Annotated in this window: 16 protein-coding genes; 14 read left to right on the top strand and 2 right to left on the bottom strand. The window is 63.9% G+C overall.

The features are described from left to right. Window positions 1-25 precede the first annotated feature (25 nt). The 14 genes from ACMUJL_RS16220 (at window position 26) to ACMUJL_RS16285 (ending at window position 12,061) form a co-directional block, all read left to right on the top strand. Window positions 26-721 carry a biotin/lipoate--protein ligase family protein gene (locus ACMUJL_RS16220; RefSeq protein ID WP_416914446.1) on the top strand — a complete coding sequence of 232 codons (696 nt, stop codon included), beginning with the start codon at window positions 26-28 and terminating at the stop codon, window positions 719-721. After that, window positions 718-1,287, top strand: coding sequence for a DUF6505 family protein (locus tag ACMUJL_RS16225; protein WP_375572453.1), 570 nt, complete (start codon window positions 718-720; stop codon window positions 1,285-1,287). Before ACMUJL_RS16220 ends, ACMUJL_RS16225 begins: the two co-directional genes overlap by 4 nt. Beyond that, window positions 1,284-2,303 carry a DUF6352 family protein gene (locus ACMUJL_RS16230; RefSeq protein WP_068292296.1) on the top strand — a complete coding sequence of 340 codons (1,020 nt, stop codon included), beginning with the start codon at window positions 1,284-1,286 and terminating at the stop codon, window positions 2,301-2,303. The genes ACMUJL_RS16225 and ACMUJL_RS16230 overlap by 4 nt, the downstream gene beginning before the upstream one ends. Continuing rightward, complete coding sequence (locus tag ACMUJL_RS16235) at window positions 2,303-2,839, top strand: DUF3305 domain-containing protein (protein ID WP_068292294.1); 537 nt, start codon at window positions 2,303-2,305, stop codon at window positions 2,837-2,839. The genes ACMUJL_RS16230 and ACMUJL_RS16235 overlap by 1 nt, the downstream gene beginning before the upstream one ends. Beyond that, window positions 2,836-3,507, top strand: coding sequence for a DUF3306 domain-containing protein (locus ACMUJL_RS16240; protein WP_375572450.1), 672 nt, complete (start codon window positions 2,836-2,838; stop codon window positions 3,505-3,507). The genes ACMUJL_RS16235 and ACMUJL_RS16240 overlap by 4 nt, the downstream gene beginning before the upstream one ends. Before the next feature lie 157 nt (window positions 3,508-3,664). Then, window positions 3,665-4,318 carry a TorD/DmsD family molecular chaperone gene (locus tag ACMUJL_RS16245; protein ID WP_375572448.1) on the top strand — a complete coding sequence of 218 codons (654 nt, stop codon included), beginning with the start codon at window positions 3,665-3,667 and terminating at the stop codon, window positions 4,316-4,318. A 76-nt stretch (window positions 4,319-4,394) separates the two neighbouring features. Further along, window positions 4,395-4,604, top strand: a complete 210-nt coding sequence (locus ACMUJL_RS16250; RefSeq protein WP_068292289.1) for a hypothetical protein — start codon at window positions 4,395-4,397, stop codon at window positions 4,602-4,604. A 3-nt stretch (window positions 4,605-4,607) separates the two neighbouring features. After that, window positions 4,608-7,568, top strand: a complete 2,961-nt coding sequence (locus ACMUJL_RS16255) for a formate dehydrogenase subunit alpha (protein ID WP_375572445.1) — start codon at window positions 4,608-4,610, stop codon at window positions 7,566-7,568. A 15-nt stretch (window positions 7,569-7,583) separates the two neighbouring features. Next, entirely contained in the window at window positions 7,584-8,180 is a 597-nt protein-coding gene (fdh3B, locus tag ACMUJL_RS16260; RefSeq protein WP_068292285.1) for a formate dehydrogenase FDH3 subunit beta, read from the top strand. A gap of 21 nt (window positions 8,181-8,201) precedes the next feature. Continuing rightward, entirely contained in the window at window positions 8,202-9,221 is a 1,020-nt protein-coding gene (locus ACMUJL_RS16265) for a formate dehydrogenase subunit gamma (RefSeq protein ID WP_068292354.1), read from the top strand. Between the two features lie 95 nt (window positions 9,222-9,316). Next, complete coding sequence (locus ACMUJL_RS16270) at window positions 9,317-10,411, top strand: Mrp/NBP35 family ATP-binding protein (protein WP_375572442.1); 1,095 nt, start codon at window positions 9,317-9,319, stop codon at window positions 10,409-10,411. A 21-nt stretch (window positions 10,412-10,432) separates the two neighbouring features. After that, window positions 10,433-10,588, top strand: a complete 156-nt coding sequence (locus tag ACMUJL_RS16275; RefSeq protein ID WP_162841193.1) for a hypothetical protein — start codon at window positions 10,433-10,435, stop codon at window positions 10,586-10,588. Window positions 10,589-10,612: 24 nt separating this feature from the next. Then, window positions 10,613-11,827 carry a c-type cytochrome gene (locus tag ACMUJL_RS16280; protein WP_375572440.1) on the top strand — a complete coding sequence of 405 codons (1,215 nt, stop codon included), beginning with the start codon at window positions 10,613-10,615 and terminating at the stop codon, window positions 11,825-11,827. A gap of 30 nt (window positions 11,828-11,857) precedes the next feature. Next, window positions 11,858-12,061 (top strand): DUF6494 family protein, encoded by a 204-nt coding sequence (locus ACMUJL_RS16285; protein ID WP_068292272.1) that lies wholly within the window; start codon window positions 11,858-11,860, stop codon window positions 12,059-12,061. 81 nt (window positions 12,062-12,142) lie between these two features. Here ACMUJL_RS16285 and fdhF read toward each other — a convergent pair whose 3' ends face one another. Both fdhF and ACMUJL_RS16295 read right to left on the bottom strand, forming a co-directional pair. Further along, window positions 12,143-14,920, bottom strand: a complete 2,778-nt coding sequence (gene fdhF / locus ACMUJL_RS16290) for a formate dehydrogenase subunit alpha (RefSeq protein ID WP_375572437.1) — start codon at window positions 14,918-14,920, stop codon at window positions 12,143-12,145. Between the two features lies 1 nt (window position 14,921). Further along, window positions 14,922-16,607, bottom strand: coding sequence for an NAD(P)H-dependent oxidoreductase subunit E (locus ACMUJL_RS16295; RefSeq protein ID WP_416914348.1), 1,686 nt, complete (start codon window positions 16,605-16,607; stop codon window positions 14,922-14,924). Window positions 16,608-16,769 lie beyond the last annotated feature (162 nt).

Raw genomic sequence — 16,769 nt, forward strand, 5'->3', positions numbered from 1 at the left:
CAATCATTCAGCGCCCCGTGCTCTTGTGCTGCCACCGCCTTACACGGCGCATTGGCTGGCACAGGGGGACACACAGACGCAAGCATGCCTGCTGGCGCCCGATCACGGGGCCGGCACGCTTGTATGGCATTGCAGCATGCCCGAAACGGGACGGCGCGGCACCATGGCCGGGCGGTTCGATTTCGCGGTGGTTCTTGAGCCGGACGTGCCGCTGGCCGAGGCGCGCAAGGCTTTCGTGCTGGGGATGCTGGCGCTGGGCGACGCGCTGGCCGCGCATTGCCCGCCCGAGCGCGCGGTCACCTTCGGCTGGCCCTCGGAATTGCGGCTGGATGCAGGCCGGCTTGGCGGCATGCGGTTGCACCTGCCCGATGGCGTGGCCGAGGATGAGGTGCCTGACTGGATGGTCCTGGGGGTCGAGCTGATCGCGGATCGCGATCATCTGACGGATCCCGGCAGCAAGCCCGCCTCCGTGTCCCTGAAGGAAGAGGATTTCACCGATCCGCCCGCGATCCTTGAAAGCTTTGCCGCCTATCTGATGCTGAACTTCGACCGCATGGCCCATGGCGGATATCCCGCGCTGGCGGAACGCTTTGCCGAAAAGATCGCGTCCGGCGGAACCATGGCCGAGGCGGTGGATGTGCAGGATGCCGACGGGCTGGCGCGTCTGGGAGATGCTTTGCCGCAAGCCGCCTGGCGCGATGACCACGGGCCAAGGCTGTGATCCGTCTGCCGCGCACGATCCGGCTTGACCGCTCGGACGAGGTGGTGTTCGCGCAGGCGGCAACACCCGGCGAATGGGCGGTTCCCGGAACATTCCTGTTCGCGGGGCGCGATCCGGACAGGCTGGGCCGCAAGGAACAGATCGCCTTTCGCTCGGGTCTGCTGGGGGTGGAAAGTTTTGGCTGGTCGACCCTGGTGACAGTGACTTTCGTGCGCCCGTCCGACCGCGACGAGGCAGTCGAAATGCTGGCTCGCCAACTGATCGACAAGCTGGGTGCGCCCGACATGGACGCAGCCCGTCCCGCCGCCGAAGAAGAGATGGCCCTGGCCGAGGATCTGTGCCGCGGCCACGCCGAAGGCACATTGATCGCCTTGCACCGCACCCAGGCCGAGGGTGGGATCAGGGAGCAGTTTCGCACCCTCAAGCCGCGCGACACCACGGCGTTTTCCGCCGGGTACCTGAGCGGGCATGACAAGGCGTTTCATGTTGTGGAAACCGACGAGGATGACGCGGAGGCCGAGCATTTCGACCTGGCCTCGTTCATGGAAGAGAAGAGCACGTCATGAGGGAATTCTGGGTCGCCTCCGGCCATCACCTGACACGGCTGGACGCCACTGGCCGGATGCAGGTCACGGATGAGCTGATCCTGGCCTGGCTTGCCCGGCCCGAGATCGTGCCGCCTGCCGAGGCCTGTGCGGCCGAACGCGCCTTGCATGCCCGTCTGATGGCCACGCCGCGCGCGCAGGTGTCGGTGATGGAGCGCGCCAATATCAAGGACCCGGATGCGCGCGAGAATTGGGAATTCCTTTTGACCCTGCGGGATCGTCTTCTGGCTGCAGGGTCGATCGAGGCGGGGTACCTGGGGCTGGTGCGTGACCGCGTGCGCCTGCCGCATCTCTTCTACGATCAGCTTGTTCAGCTGATCCTGCGCAACGCGCTTGAAGGGTGCGACGACGTGCATGTCCTGCGCGCCGCCGAGATGTTCTTTCGCCCGCAACGCGCCTTTCTGAATGAGGGTGCGCTGATGCTGGCCGATGACGAGCTGGTGGCCGAACTTGAAGGCGAGATTCACAGCAACCCGTTGTTTGCCATGATGAATGGCGGTGTCGATTCGCTGGATGTGCTGAATGACGAGAACGCCTGGACCTATTGGAGCAGGTCGGATGCGCATACGATGGTTCTGCCCTTCGGCGCGGATCCCAAGGCGCGGGCCGGTTTTGCGCGCGCGGTCGAACGTTTCGTGCATCACCTTCTGGGCCAGCCGGTCAGCGTCTCCCCGATGCTGAGCGCGAATGATGTCGATCTGCAATGGTATGTCGGCCTTGATCAGGCGGGCACCGAGGTGGGCAATGCCCTGTGGAACGGCCAGACGCCCGCCGCGGCACTGGTTGGGCTTTTCGCGCTGACCTTCTTGTCATCGGATGGTGTTCTGCCGCAGATCGGATCGCAGCCGGTATACCTGTTCGTCGGATTGGACGGCAGCAATGTGATCCGCTTCAAGCCGCAGAACCTTGTGACCGGTCTGCCGCTACTGGGTGACGGGATCGCCGGAGAGATACCCGCCGCCATGGGGCGCGCCTGATGCCACGGGAGGTTCTGCGCCTCGCGGTTCTGGGTGTGTCGTACCCGCCCGCGAATGTCTGGGCCAGGCGCGTCGTGCGGCCGGCGGCCCTGATGGCCGAGATCCCGCCGCTGGAGCGTGGTGCGCTGATGTCCGAACAGGGCGAGGTGCGCACCTATTACATGGGCGATCATGCCGTGGTGCTGCATTCGGGCGAAACCTCGCATTACATCGACAACCTGCGCGCCGCGCGCCCCTCGCTCTGGGTGTCTTGCGACGGCGACGCGGTGCGGCTTGTCACGGCTGATCCCTACGAGGGCGAGGCGATGGCCAGTGATCCCGAACGGATCGTCGAGGCGCTGGCCATGCCGCCGGCCGTGGCCGCGCGCATCGAGGCGTTCATCGCCGCGCATCACGTGGAAGAGGTCTTTCACAAGCGCAAGCGTGTGCCTGTGAACATGGAACATGATCCGCGCGCCAAGCGGATCCTGTCGGATGACGAAAAGTGGGTGCAATCACGCGGGAAGGCGGGGTTGCCGCCCAAGGGGGGGCAATGACTGATCCCGAAGAGCGTGAAGGCGGTTTCCTGCGCAACTGGTCACGCAGGAAGCTTGCGGCGAAACGGGAAACCCCGGTTGCGTCCGAGGAGCCTGCAAAGCCCGCCGAACTGCCTGATCCGATCCAGCCGGAAGATCCCGTCGACACGCAAGCCATCATCGATTCGCTGCCCTCGCTTGACGAGATCACGGCGGGTTTCGACATCAAGCCGTTCCTGGCCAAGGGCGTGCCCGCCCATCTCAAGAACGCGGCGCTGCGCAAGATGTGGCTGGTGAACCCCGCGGTGCGCGATTACGCGGATCCGGCGGTGGACTATGCCTGGGACTGGAATGCACCGGGCGGCGTGCCCGGCGGCGGCGGTGTCCTGTCGGGCCAAAGCGTTGAAAAGATGGTGAAGGATCTGATTGGAGAACGGACCGCGCCAGAGTATGATGAGGCCGACAAAACTGTCGCGGAGGAGACAGTGCGACCGCGCAAGGTCGCGCCGGTCAGGTCGGTCGAGGATGCCAGTGATCTGCCCGATCCGGCAGAACCGCAGCCTGAAGAGGCCAGTGATGCGCCAGATCCTGCGGGTGCCGAAGATCCCGTGAGAGAGGATGAATCACCCCGGCAGGCGCAGGTGGCCATGGTGCCGCAGCGGCGGCACGGGGGTGCGGTGCCGGAATGACACGTCATTGGCAAAGCTGAAAAAAATCGGCATCCAAACATGTAAAATCGATGTCACAAATTATTGCCAAGGGTTTTGAAAACCGTGTATACAATATCCGTATACCGTAGTGCGCGAACCCTACACAGACATCGATAGCCAGAAGGTTGATACCTTGATGATAGCCAGCACAGCCCCGGCTGCGCCAGCCAGACCAGAGCACGAGGTGCTGAGGTCCCAGCAATGGGCACTTCTGGCATCTTTGCTTGTTGCGGCGCCCGACCGGGATGCGCTGGACCTGTTGGCTGGTTTGACAGGTGACGAGACGGCCCTCGGTCAGGCCTATGCGGTGCTTGCCCGGACAGCGGCAGAGGCCGATGCCGAAGACGTCGCGCGCGAGTTTTTCGAGCTGTTCGTCGGGGTCGGGCGCGGCGAGCTGCTGCCCTTCGCCTCTTTCTACATCACGGGTTTCCTGAACGAGCGTCCTCTGGCGGATCTGCGCCACGACCTACAGCTGATGGGCGTCGAGCGCGCCGAAGGCCGATTCGAGCCCGAGGATCACATCGCCAGCCTGTCCGAAATCATGGCCGGGCTTGCCATGGGTGAGTTCGATGCCAGTGTTCTGGGTTGCGGCGCCGCCGGAGAGGCAGGTTTCTTCGCGCGCCATCTTGCCCCCTGGGTGGGGCAGTTCTTCGATGATCTCGCCGTGGCCCCCAGTGCGCGATTCTATCGCGCCGTGGCCGAGGTCGGGCGGATTTTCACGGATATCGAAACGCGGGCGTTCGAGCTTGAGGCGGCGGCGCATCGCGGTTCGGGCGGACGAACGGTTTGAGATTTCAAGACGACAGAAGACATATCGGGCAGGGCATCAGCATCTGCCGGCACAGGACGAACCCAGGGAGGATGACATGGCTGAAAGCATCAAAAAAGAAAAAGGTATAGGGCGGCGCGGGTTCTTTGGCGCAGTTGCTGCTGCTGCGACGACCAGTGTTGTTGCAGGCGGCGCGCAGCCTGTCTTCGCTGAGGAAACGGGCGATGAACGGACCAAGGCGCGGTACAAGGAGACCGAGCATGTCCAGGCCTTCTACCGCACCAACCGTTATTACAAGGGAGCATAAGTCATGCTGGTCAAACGCAGATCCACGGATGCAAACCGCAGCGGCCTGGCCGCCTTTGCACAGAGCGTGTCGGCAAAGCCGGTTGATCGCCGCAGCTTTCTGAGGGCCTCGGGGCTTGCCGTCGGTGGTCTTGCCGCCTTTGGCGCAATCGGTGCCTCCACGGTGCGTCGCGCCGAAGCGGGCAAGACCGATTTCAGCCAGCCGGTCGAGGTGAAAACCAACATCTGTACGCATTGCTCGGTCGGTTGCACGGTCAAGGCCGAAGTCCAGAACGGTGTCTGGGTCGGTCAGGAGCCGGCATGGAACAGCCCGATCAACCGCGGCACCCATTGCGCCAAGGGCGCATCGGTGCGCGAGCTGGTCCACGGTGACCGTCGCCTGAAATACCCCATGAAGAAAGAGAACGGCCAGTGGGTGCGCATCTCCTGGGAGCAGGCGATCGACGAAATCGGCGACAAGATGCTGGACATCCGCGAGAAGAACGGCGCGGACAGCGCCTATCTTCTGGGGTCTGCCAAGTTCTCGAACGAAGGCGCCTACCTGTTCCGCAAGTTCGCGGCCTTCTGGGGCACCAACAACGTCGACCACCAGGCGCGTATCTGCCATTCGACGACCGTGGCGGGTGTTGCGAACACCTGGGGCTACGGCGCGATGACCAACAGCTACAATGACATCCGCAATGCCAAGACCATCATCTTCATGGGGTCGAACGCGGCCGAAGCGCACCCCGTGTCGCTGCAGCACATCCTGACGGGCAAGGAAACGAACCGCGCCAATGTCATCGTGATCGACCCGCGCTTCACGCGCACCGCCGCGCATGCCACGGATTACATCCGCATGCGTCCGGGCACGGATATCGCCATCATCTGGGGTATCATGTGGCATATCTTCGAGAATGGCTGGCAGGACCAGGATTACATCGACCAGCGCGTCTGGGGGATGGATCAGGTCCGCGAGGAAGTGAAGAAATATTCGCCCGATGTCGTCGAGCGGATCACCGGCATTCCCGAGGCCGAATTGAAGCGCGTCGCGCAGACCTTCGCCACGCAGCGCCCCTCGACCTTCATCTGGTGCATGGGCGGCACGCAGCACACCGTGGGTACGGCCAACGTCCGCACTTATTGCAACCTGCTGCTGGCGACCGGCAACGTCGGTTCCGACGGCACCGGGGCCAACATTTTCCGCGGCCACTGCAACGTGCAGGGCGCCACGGACTTCGGTCTCGATATCGGTTCGCTGCCTTGCTACTACGGTCTGTCCGAAGGTGGCTGGAAGCATTGGTCCCGCGTCTGGGATGTTCCCTACGACTATTTCCAGTCGCGCTTCGACGAGGTGCCGGCCAAGGGCGGGCGCGATGCGCGTGATCGCAAGGCCAACATGGAAATGGCGGGTATCCCGTCGACCCGCTGGTTCGACGCGACCACCCTTGATGCGGAAGACGTCGATCAGCGCGACAACATCAAGGCGATGATCGTCTTCGGCCATGGTGGCAACACCGTGCCGCGGATGGGCGACAGCCTGAAGGGGATGAACGCGCTTGACCTGCTGGTCGTGGCCGATCCGCATCCCACCACTTTTGCGGCACTGCATGATCGCACCGACAACACCTATCTGCTGCCGATCTCGACCCAGTTCGAGTGCAGCGGCAGCCGCACCGCGTCGAACCGCTCGGTCCAGTGGGGCGAAAAGGTTGTCGATCCGATCTTCGAAAGCGACAACGACTATGCGGTGATCTACCGCCTGGCGACCAAGCTTGGCTTTGCCGACCAGATGTTCAAGAACTACGAGATGGTTCAGGGCAAGTTCTCGATGGAACCGACCCCGGAATCGATCCTGCGTGAAATCAACAGCGGTGGCTGGTCGACCGGCTATACCGGACAAAGCCCGGAACGCCTGAAGGCGCATATGGCAAACCAGGACAAGTTCGACCTGGTGACCCTGCGCGCGCCTGCCGATGCGGGCGAGGTCGCCGGCGATTACTACGGTCTGCCGTGGCCCTGCTGGGGCACGCCCGAGTTCAAGCATCCCGGGACGCACATCCTTTACAACCCGAACATCGCCGTAAAGGACGGTGGCGGTGCGTTCCGCCCGCGCTTTGGTGTGGATCGTGAAGGCGAGACGCTTCTGGCCGAAGGCAGCTACCCCGTCGGATCCGAGATCCAGGACGGCTATCCGCAGTTCACCTATGGTGTGCTGCAGACGCTGGGCTGGGACGTGGACCTGACCCCGGATGAACTGGCAACGATCCAGCGCATCGGTGGCAACGATCCCGAAAAGATGGCAGCTGTCAGCTGGTCGACCGACCTGTCGGGTGGCATCCAGCGTGTCGCGATCGAACATGGCTGCGTGCCCTTCGGCAACGGCAAGGCCCGCGCGGTGGCGTGGAACCTGCCCGACCCGATCCCGGTTCACCGCGAGCCGATCTATTCGCCGCGTCCGGACTTGGTGGCCGATTACCCGACCCGCGAAGATGGACGTCAGTTCCGTGTGCCGAACATCGGCTTCTCGGTTCAGGCTTCGGCGGTCGAGCGCAAGCTGTCCGAAAGCTTCCCGATCGTGCTGACCTCCGGCCGTCTGGTCGAATACGAGGGTGGCGGCGAAGAGACCCGCTCGAACCCGTGGCTGGCGGAACTGCAGCAGGACATGTTCGTCGAAATCAACCCGGCGGACGCGTCGGCCCGTGGCATCACCGATGGTGGCTGGGTCTGGGTCAACGGTCCCGAGAACGGCAGCAAGGCACGCGTGAAGGCCCTTGTGACCGAGCGTGTGGCACCGGGCGTGGCATTCATGCCGTTCCACTTTGCCGGTTGGTTCCAGGGTGTCGACCAGCGGGGCAACTATCCCGAGGGCACGGACCCGATCGTTCTGGGTGAAAGCGTCAACGCAGTCACATCCTACGGATATGACCCGGTGACAGGTATGCATGAAGGCAAAGTGACCCTTTGCCAGATTTCTGCGGCATAAGGGAGGACAATAACCATGGCACGTATGAAATTCCTTTGCGACGCAGACCGCTGCATCGAGTGCAACGCTTGCGTGACCGCTTGCAAGAACGAGCATGAGGTTCCGTGGGGCATCAACCGCCGCCGCGTGGTGACCATCAATGATGGTCTGCCGGGCGAGCGTTCGGTCTCGATGGCCTGCATGCACTGCACCGACGCGCCCTGCGCGGCCGTCTGCCCGGTGGATTGCTTCTATACCACCGATGACGCCGTCGTCCTGCACTCCAAGGACACCTGCATCGGCTGCGGCTATTGCTTCTACGCCTGCCCCTTCGGCGCGCCGCAATATCCCAAGGTCGGCAACTTCGGCACCCGTGGCAAGATGGACAAATGCACCTATTGCGCCGGTGGCCCCGAGGCCGACATGACCGAAGCCGAGTATGTCAAATACGGCTCGAACCGTCTGGCGGAAGGCAAGCTGCCGCTCTGCGCCGAGATGTGCTCGACCAAGGCGCTTCTGGCTGGCGATGGCGATATCATCGCTGAAATCTACAAGGAACGCGTTGTGACGCGGGGCTACGGCTCTGGCGCATGGGGCTGGCGCACCGCTTATGGCGATGCAATCAACGTCTGAGCGGGAGTAGGGACTATGAACATGAAACATCTCGCAAAGCGTCTTGCCGCCCTCATGGCTGTCGTGACCGTGCTGGCGCTTGGCGCTGTCACCGCACCGACCGTCGCGCAGGCGCAGCAGGTCAACCCGACCGCGCAATCGGTCACGGAAGACAAGCTTTTCCAGGCGCTGCAAGGCGACCAGATGGTCGCCGGGCGCGTGTCTATCCCCGATGACAAGGCCAGCGGCCTGATCAAGCCGGGCAACAAGTCCTGGGCCGGCACCCATACCGGCACCGTGCGGTTCCTGTCGATTGCGGCCGTTGTCAGCGCCGTCGTCGTTCTGGCGCTGTTCTACATGGTCCGTGGCCGGATCATGGTCGATGGCAAGATGTCGGGCATCCGCATCCTGCGCTTTACCGCGATCGAGCGCTTTGCCCATTGGCTGATGGCAGGCTCGTTCATCGTTCTGGCGCTGACCGGTCTGAACCTTGTTCTGGGTCGCACCCTGCTGCTGCCGCTTCTGGGCGAGGGGACATTCTCGACCCTGACCGTCTGGGGCAAGCTGGCGCATAACTATGTCGGGCCGGCCTTCATGCTGGGTCTGCTGCTGTCCTTTCTGGTCTGGGTGGCGCACAACCTGCCGAACAAGGTCGATGCCGAATGGATCGCGCAAGGTGGCGGTCTGCTGAAGAAGGGTGTCCATCCCCCGGCGAAGAAGTTCAATGCCGGGCAGAAGGTCATCTTCTGGTCCGTGACGACCGGCGGTGCGGCGCTGTCCTTTACCGGTGTGATGCTGCTGTTCCCGACACTGGCCGGAACGCAAGCCGACTGGCAGCTGTTCCAGCTGATTCATGGGATCGTGGCCGCCATCCTGTCCTTCGTGATCATCGCCCACATCTACATCGGGTCGATCGGCATGGAAGGCGCGTTCGATGCCATGGGCTCGGGCGAGGTGGATCTGAACTGGGCCAAGGAGCACCATTCGCTCTGGGTCGAGGAAGTTCAGGCAAAGTCCGGCGACAAGTCGATCTCGACCAAAGGCGCGCATCCCGCCGAATGAAGAACCATGACGCGCCCGGTCTTTGCTGAAGGACCGGGCGCGTTTTTTCGCTTGCTTGATGTCACAGGCGTTCACGTCAGAAAGACCCCATGTCAATGGCCGATGATCCGATCCTGTTGGCGGCCCGTGAGGCGCTGTCAGGGCTGAACATGCCCGATGGAACGCCCTTTCTGGGGGCGCCGCAGGTGTCGGGGCCCGTCGTCGCGAACGGCCGTGTCAACGTCTCGATCATGACCAATGCGCAGGCTGCGGCCTCTCTTGCCGGGGTCAGGGCCGCGGCCGAGGCCGCGTTGCGCGACATTCCCGGTGTCGACAGCGCCTTTGTCGTGCTGACCAATGAACAAAGCGCCCCGCCCCGCCTGACTACGCCCAAGCCCGCCGTGGCACCTGGCGCAGCGCCCAAGGTGCTTGCCGGTGTGCGCCACGTTGTTGCGGTTGCCTCGGGCAAGGGTGGCGTCGGTAAGTCCACGACTGCGGTGAACCTTGCGCTGGGTTTGCGGGCCAAGGGCCTGCGGGTGGGCATCCTGGATGCCGACATCCACGGCCCCTCGATCCCGACACTGCTGGCGCTGCATGGGCGGCCCCGGATGGGCAAGGATCGTCGCCTGCTGCCCATGCAATCCAACGGGCTTCTGGCGATGTCGATGGGCATGATGGTGGATGCCGAAACGGCGATGGTCTGGCGCGGTCCCATGGTGATGTCCGCCATCACCCAGATGCTGGCGGATGTGGATTGGGGCGAACTGGACGTGCTGATCGTCGACATGCCGCCCGGTACAGGGGATGCGCAGCTTGCCATCGCGCAGGGCACCACGCTGGCCGGGGCCGTGATCGTGTCGACACCGCAGGATCTGGCACTGGTCGACGCGCGGCGCGGCATCGCGATGTTCCGCAAGGTGGATGTGCCGATCATTGGCCTGATCGAGAACATGGCATATTTCACCTGTACCGATTGCGGCAAGCAGCACGCCCTTTTCGGCACGGGGGGCGCGCAGGCCGAGGCACGCCGTCTGGGCGTGCCCTTCCTTGGGGCGGTGCCGCTGACCATGGATCTGCGGGCCGCATCCGACAGCGGCCAACCCATTGTCGCCCGAGACCCGGACGGGGTGCTGGGGCGGCTTTATACCGAAATGGCAGAGGCGGTATGGTCCAGTCTGACCGCGCCTGTGCCGGACGTTCCGAATAACTGAAAACTGCAAGGAGCCTGACCGATGAAATCCTTTCTTATTGCCTGTGTTGCCATCGTCTGTATCGCCATTGGCGCGGCCAGTGTGCTGAACGGCACCTTCCAGGTCGACAGCACCTCGGCCTTCACCACCGAAGGCGCCCGTGTTTCGCCGGGTGAGCAGAACCTGATCAGCAACTGATCGGACTTGGGGCAGGGGGCCGGAATGCGTCTTGCAGCAGTCTGCCTGGCATTCATTGCAGGCGCCCTGCCTTTGTCCGCCCAAGATCTGCGTGGCCATGGCGGCCCGGTGCGCGCCCTGGTTGCCGATAGCCGGGGGCAGGTGATTTCCGGCTCTTTCGACCGGCGTGCCATTGTCTGGAACGGGACGGTGGCCACCCAGGTCAGCGGCTTTCACGAAGGCGCGGTAACAGCCGTGCTGCGTTTGCCGGATGGACGTTTCGCGACCGGCGGACAGGATGGCCGCGTGATGATCTGGGCCGAGGGGCCGGAACCGGTCTATTCCGAAACCTGGCATCCGCTGCCTGTCGGCGCGCTGGCCGTGCTGGGCGATGGCATCGTCTCGGCCGGGTGGGACGGGCGCATTGCCCTGTGGTCCGGTACGGGCATGCCGCGCATGATCGATGCGCATCAGGGGCAGATCACCGGCCTTGTCACCTATCGAGACGGATTTGCCAGTGTCGGGGCTGACTTGCTGCTCAGGATCTGGGACGCGACAGGCCAGATGATTGCCCAGATCGCCTTGCCGGGGCCACCGTCGGCGCTGGCGACGGATGGTGCGGCACTGTTCCTGGCATCGCCGGATGGCACGTTGCGGATCGTGGACGACAGCGGCGGATTGCGTGAAGTGTCCGTGTCCGGGCGTCCCTTGCTGTCCGTGGCTGTCGGTGAAGGCCGTGTGGCCGTCGGCGGCACCACCGGGGATGCCTGGCTGGTCGATCCGCAGACCCTTGCAATCGACCCGGTGATCGCGACAGGGCAAGGTCCGGTCTGGGCGCTGGCCATCGCCGACGGGGTGCTGCTGACCGGCGGGAATGACGGCCTGATCCGGCGCTGGTCCATGGACGGGACTGCCCTTGGCGAAGGGGCTGATGTGTCCGATCCCACATTGATCAATCCGCGCGGCGCACAGGTGTTCCGCGCCTGCGCCGTATGTCACACGCTGACCCCTGACGATGGCGCCCGCGCAGGCCCGACCCTGCATGGTGTCTTCGGGCGTCGCATCGCCTCGCTTCCGGGGTACAGCTATTCAGAGGCCCTCAAGGACATGGATATCGTCTGGACGGCGCAGACCATATCCGAGCTTTTCGAATTTGGGCCGCATGCCTATACTCCGGGCAGTCGCATGCCGGATCAGCGCGTGCCACGCGAAGAAGATCGCCGCGCCCTGATCCAGTTCCTTGAAATCGCAACACGCTAGGCGGCTGAGCCTCGACCCGGAGAAAGACCCATGAGTGAAGATTTCAACATGTCCATGCGCAAGTTCCTCAAGCAGGTCGGCGTGACCTCGCAGCAGGCCATCGAAGAGGCCCTGCGCGCGGCGGGTTCCGACAAGGTCGCGGGCAAAAGCTTCAAGGCGACGATGGTGCTGAAGATCGAGGGGCTTGATCTTGAGCACCGGATCGATGGCACGATCAGCGACCGTTCCGAATAGGCCCGCCTGCGCATCGCAGCGTCCAGTCGTACAGGACGCGTTGACGACAGCGCCCCATACCGTTTCGCAGGATGATCCCGGCTATTCGGCTGGGATCTGTTCTTGCGCGCGTTCGATGCGGACGGCCGCGAATTTGAACTCCGGGATCTTGCCATAGGGGTCGACAGCCGGGTTGGTCAGGATGTTCGCTGCCGCCTCGACATAGGCGAAGGGGACGAAAACCATGTTTTCCGCTACCGCCCGGTCCGCACGGGCCATGATCGTGATCGCTCCGCGCCGCGAGACCAGGCGCACGTTGCCGCCCGGCACGACACCCAGACGGTGCAGTGTGGCCGGGTGGATCGAGCAGTTGGCCTCGGGTTCGACCGCATCAAGCACATGGGATCGGCGGGTCATCGACCCAGTGTGCCAGTGCTCCAACTGCCGCCCCGTGGTCATCACGAAGGGATAATCTGCATCGGGCAGTTCATCGGGCGCGATGACGGATGCCGGCGTGAATTTCGCCCGGCCCCCTTCGCGCGGGAAGCCCTCGGCGAAGACGATGGGCTGACCGGGGTCGGTCGCGGACAGGCTGGGATAGGTCACGGCGCCTTCGTTTTCCAGCCGCTCCCAGGTGATGTTTGCCAGCGATTTCATGCCTTTCGCCATTTCGGTATAGATCTGGCCGGGATGGGTGTAATCCCAGTCCAGCCCAAGCCGCTGGGCCAGTTGGGTGATGATCAGCCAATCCTCGCGGGCCTCGCCCGGTGCTGCGACTGCGGCGCGGCCCATCTGAACCTGGCGGTTCGTGTTCGTGACGGTGCCGTTCTTTTCATAGAAGGCGGCGGCCGGCAGGATCACATCCGCGAAATTCGCGGTCTCGGTCAGAAAGATGTCCTGCACCACCAGGCATTCCAGCTTTGACAGGGCATGCCTTGCATGGGTCACGTCCGGGTCGGACATGGCCGGGTTCTCGCCAAGGATATACATCCCCTTGATCGATCCGGCATGGACGGCATCCAGGATCTCGGTCACGGTCAGACCCTTTTCGCCCGAGAAATCGCCGGAATTCCACAGCCGCGAGAAGTTGCTGCGCAGGGCGTCATCCGTCACCGGCTGGTAATCGGGCAGGAACATCGGGATCAGACCCGCGTCAGAGGCGCCCTGGACGTTGTTCTGTCCGCGCAGCGGGTGCAGGCCCGCGCCGGGCTTGCCGATATTGCCGGTCATCAGCGCCAGAGAGATCAGGCAGCGGGAATTGTCGGTGCCGTGGATATGCTGCGACACACCCATCCCCCAGAAGATCATCCCCGCCTTGCCCTTGGCAAAGGTCCGGGCCGCCGCGCGCAACGCCTCTGCGGGAATGCCGCAGATCGGGGCCATGGCCTCGGGGGTGAACTTGGCAAGATGGGCCTTTTCGGCCTCCCAGTTCTCGGTGAACTTCTCGATATAGGCCCGGTCGTAAAGGCCTTCCTCGATGATCACGTTCATGATCGCGTTCAGCATCGACACATCCGCGCCCGGCTTGAACTGCAGCATGTGGGTGGCATGGCGCCGCAACCCGACCCCGCGCGGGTCCATCACGATCAGCTTGCCGCCACGCTTTGCGAACTGCTTGAAATAGGTGGCGGCAACGGGGTGGTTTTCCACCGGGTTCGACCCGATGACGATGGCCACATCGGCATGTTCGATCTGGTTGAAGGTCGCCGTTACCGCGCCCGAGCCCACGTTTTCCATCAGCGCCGCCACCGAGGAGGCATGGCACAGACGCGTGCAGTGATCGACGTTGTTATGGCCGAAGCCTTGCCGGATCAGCTTCTGGAAAAGATAGGCCTCTTCGTTCGAACATTTGGCCGAACCGAAGCCTGCGATCGCGCGGCCGCGTCCATTGGCGCTGAGCGCCTTGAAGCTGTTGGCGACCATGTCCAGGGCTTCGTCCCATGTCGCCTCGCGGAAATGGGTCATGGGATTGCCGGGATCGACATTCATGCCCTTGGGGGCGCCCTCGCGCCGGATCAGGGGCGTCGTCAGGCGGTGGGGATGGTGGATGTAGTCGAAGCCAAAACGCCCCTTCACGCAAAGCCGTCCCTCGTTGGCGGGGCCGTTGATGCCTTCGACGGCGCGGACCTTGCCGTCCTTGATCTTGAGGCTGACCTGGCAGCCGACGCCGCAGAAGGGGCAGACGGATTTGACGGCTTCATCGAAATCCTTGCTGTCGCCCTGCTGTGCCGCGTCCACCATGGTGGCCGGCATCAGCGCGCCCGTCGGACAGGCCTGCACGCATTCGCCGCAGCCCACGCAGGAGGATTGGCCCATCGGGTCGCTCATGTCGAACACGGGATATGCGTTCTGGCCGCGTCCGGCCATGCCGATCACGTCATTGACCTGCACCTCGCGGCAGGCACGCACGCACAGCCCGCAAGAGATGCAGGCGTCCAGGTTGACGCGCATGGCCACATGGCTGTCGTCCAGCAACGGGATATGGTCCGCATCCTTTGTCGGCAGGCGGCTTTCGGTCACACCATTCGCATCGGCCATGTCCCACAGATGCGAGGACCGGTCATGCGCGACTGCGCGCTCGGGCTGATCGGCCAGCAGCATCTCGACCACCATCTTGCGGGCCGATGTGGCGCGGGCGCTATCGGTCCTGACGACCATGCCTTCGGTGGGTGTGCGGATGCACGACGCCGCCAGCGTGCGTTCGCCGTCGATTTCGACCATGCAGGCGCGGCAGTTGCCGTCGGGGCGATAGCCCGGCGCGGGCTTGTGGCACAGATGCGGAATGATCAGGCCACGCCCGTTGGCGACTTCCCAGATGGTCTGGTCCTTGTCGGCCTGAACTTCCTTGCCATCCAGGATGAAGGTGATCTTGTCGGACATGTCAGACCTCGTGGGGGAAATGCTTGATGGTCAGGCGGATCGGGTTGGGGGCAGCCTGCCCCAGCCCGCAGATGCTGGCGTCGGTCATGGTCGTGCACAGCTCTTCCAGCAGCGGCTGGTCCCAGCGGTCGGCCTGCATCAGCTTGACCGCCTTTTCGCAGCCCACGCGGCAGGGCGTGCATTGGCCGCAGCTTTCGGCCTCGAAGAACCGCAGCATGTTCAGCGCGGCATCGCGCGCGCTGTCATGATCCGACAGCACGACGACAGCGGCCGAACCGATGAAGGTGCCGTGCGGTTGCAGCGTGTCGAAATCCAGCGGGATGTCGTGCATGCTGGCAGGCAGCAGGCCGGACGAGGGACCACCCGGCTGATAGGCCTTGAACACATGCCCCTCTGCCATGCCGCCGGCGGCGGCGATCACATCGGTGATGGTCGATCCCGCAGGCAGCAGATGGACGCCCCGCCGCGCCACCCGGCCCGAGACGGAATAGCTGCGCAGCCCCTTGCGGCCGTTCTTTTCGACAGAGTTCAGGATCTGCGGTCCCTCGCGGCAGATGCGCGCGACCCAGTGCAGGGTTTCGACGTTATGCACCAGCGTGGGTCGGTTGAAGATGCCGACCTGCGCCACGAAAGGCGGGCGATGGCGCGGGATGCCGCGCTTGCCCTCGATCGACTCGATCATCGCGCTTTCCTCGCCGCAGATATAGGCACCGGCCCCGCGACGCAGTTCGATATAGCCTTTGGGCACGATTCCCGCCTGTTCGAGCGCGGCAATCTCCTGTGACAGGATGTGGCGGACGGCGGGATATTCGTCGCGCATGTAGATGAAGCAGGTTTCGGCCTCGACGCCCCAGGCGGCGATCAGCATCCCTTCAAGGAACAGATGCGGTGTGCGTTCCAGATAGTGGCGGTCCTTGAAGGTGCCCGGCTCGCCCTCGTCGCCATTGACGGCCAGATAGCGCGGTCCGGGATTGGCGCGCACGAAAGACCACTTGCGCCCCGAGGGAAAGCCAGCGCCGCCAAGGCCGCGCAGACCCGCCTCCAGCAGGCGGTCCTGCACCTGTTCGGCATCCCCACCATCGCGCAGGGCCTGCAGGGTCTGATAGCCGCCGGCGCCCTGGTAGGCCGCCAGCGTTTCATAAGCCGGGATCACCGGATGAAAGTCGCCTGCGTCGATCACCGCCTGTGCCGCCTCGACCGTGGCGTGATCCACATGCCGGTGGCCGATTTCCAGCACCGGCGCGGTGTCGCAGCGCCCCATGCAGGGGGCGCGCAGCACGCGGATGCGGGCGGGGTCGTGACCGGCCTCGAGCGCGGCGATGAGGCTCTCGGACCCGGCCAGTTCGCAGGACAGGGAGTCGCAGACCCGGATCGTCAGGTCGGGCGGGGGTGTCTCATCCTCGCGGATCGGGTCGAAATGGGCATAGAAGGTCGCAACCTCCCAGACTTCGGCCATGCCGATACGCAACTCTTCGGACAGGGCCCGCAGATGCGGCGCGCTCAGATGGCCGTAGTTGTCCTGAAGCAGGTGCAGGAATTCGATCAGCAGATCGCGCCGCCGGGGGCGGTTGCCCAGAAGGGCCCGCACCTCGGCCAGGGCCTGATCGTCCAGTTGCCGACCCTTGGTGGTGCGGCGTCCCTTGCCTTTGCCGGATTTCCAGATCCCCTGGTTGTCATCAAGTGCCATCGCGCTGCCCTGCCGGTTGCTTTGGCGGCGACACTGCGTTGCGCGAAAGGGCCGATCAATATGGCAGTTCCTTGGGGTGATAGGCAAAAGCTATCAAAGGTCGGATTTGTCATGCGAATGGTCGCGGTATGGACAGAGCGATTTGCCCGCTCTATATCGCGC

It is taken from the genome of Seohaeicola sp., assembly GCF_048006315.1.
In the GTDB taxonomy this organism is placed as follows: domain Bacteria; phylum Pseudomonadota; class Alphaproteobacteria; order Rhodobacterales; family Rhodobacteraceae; genus Seohaeicola.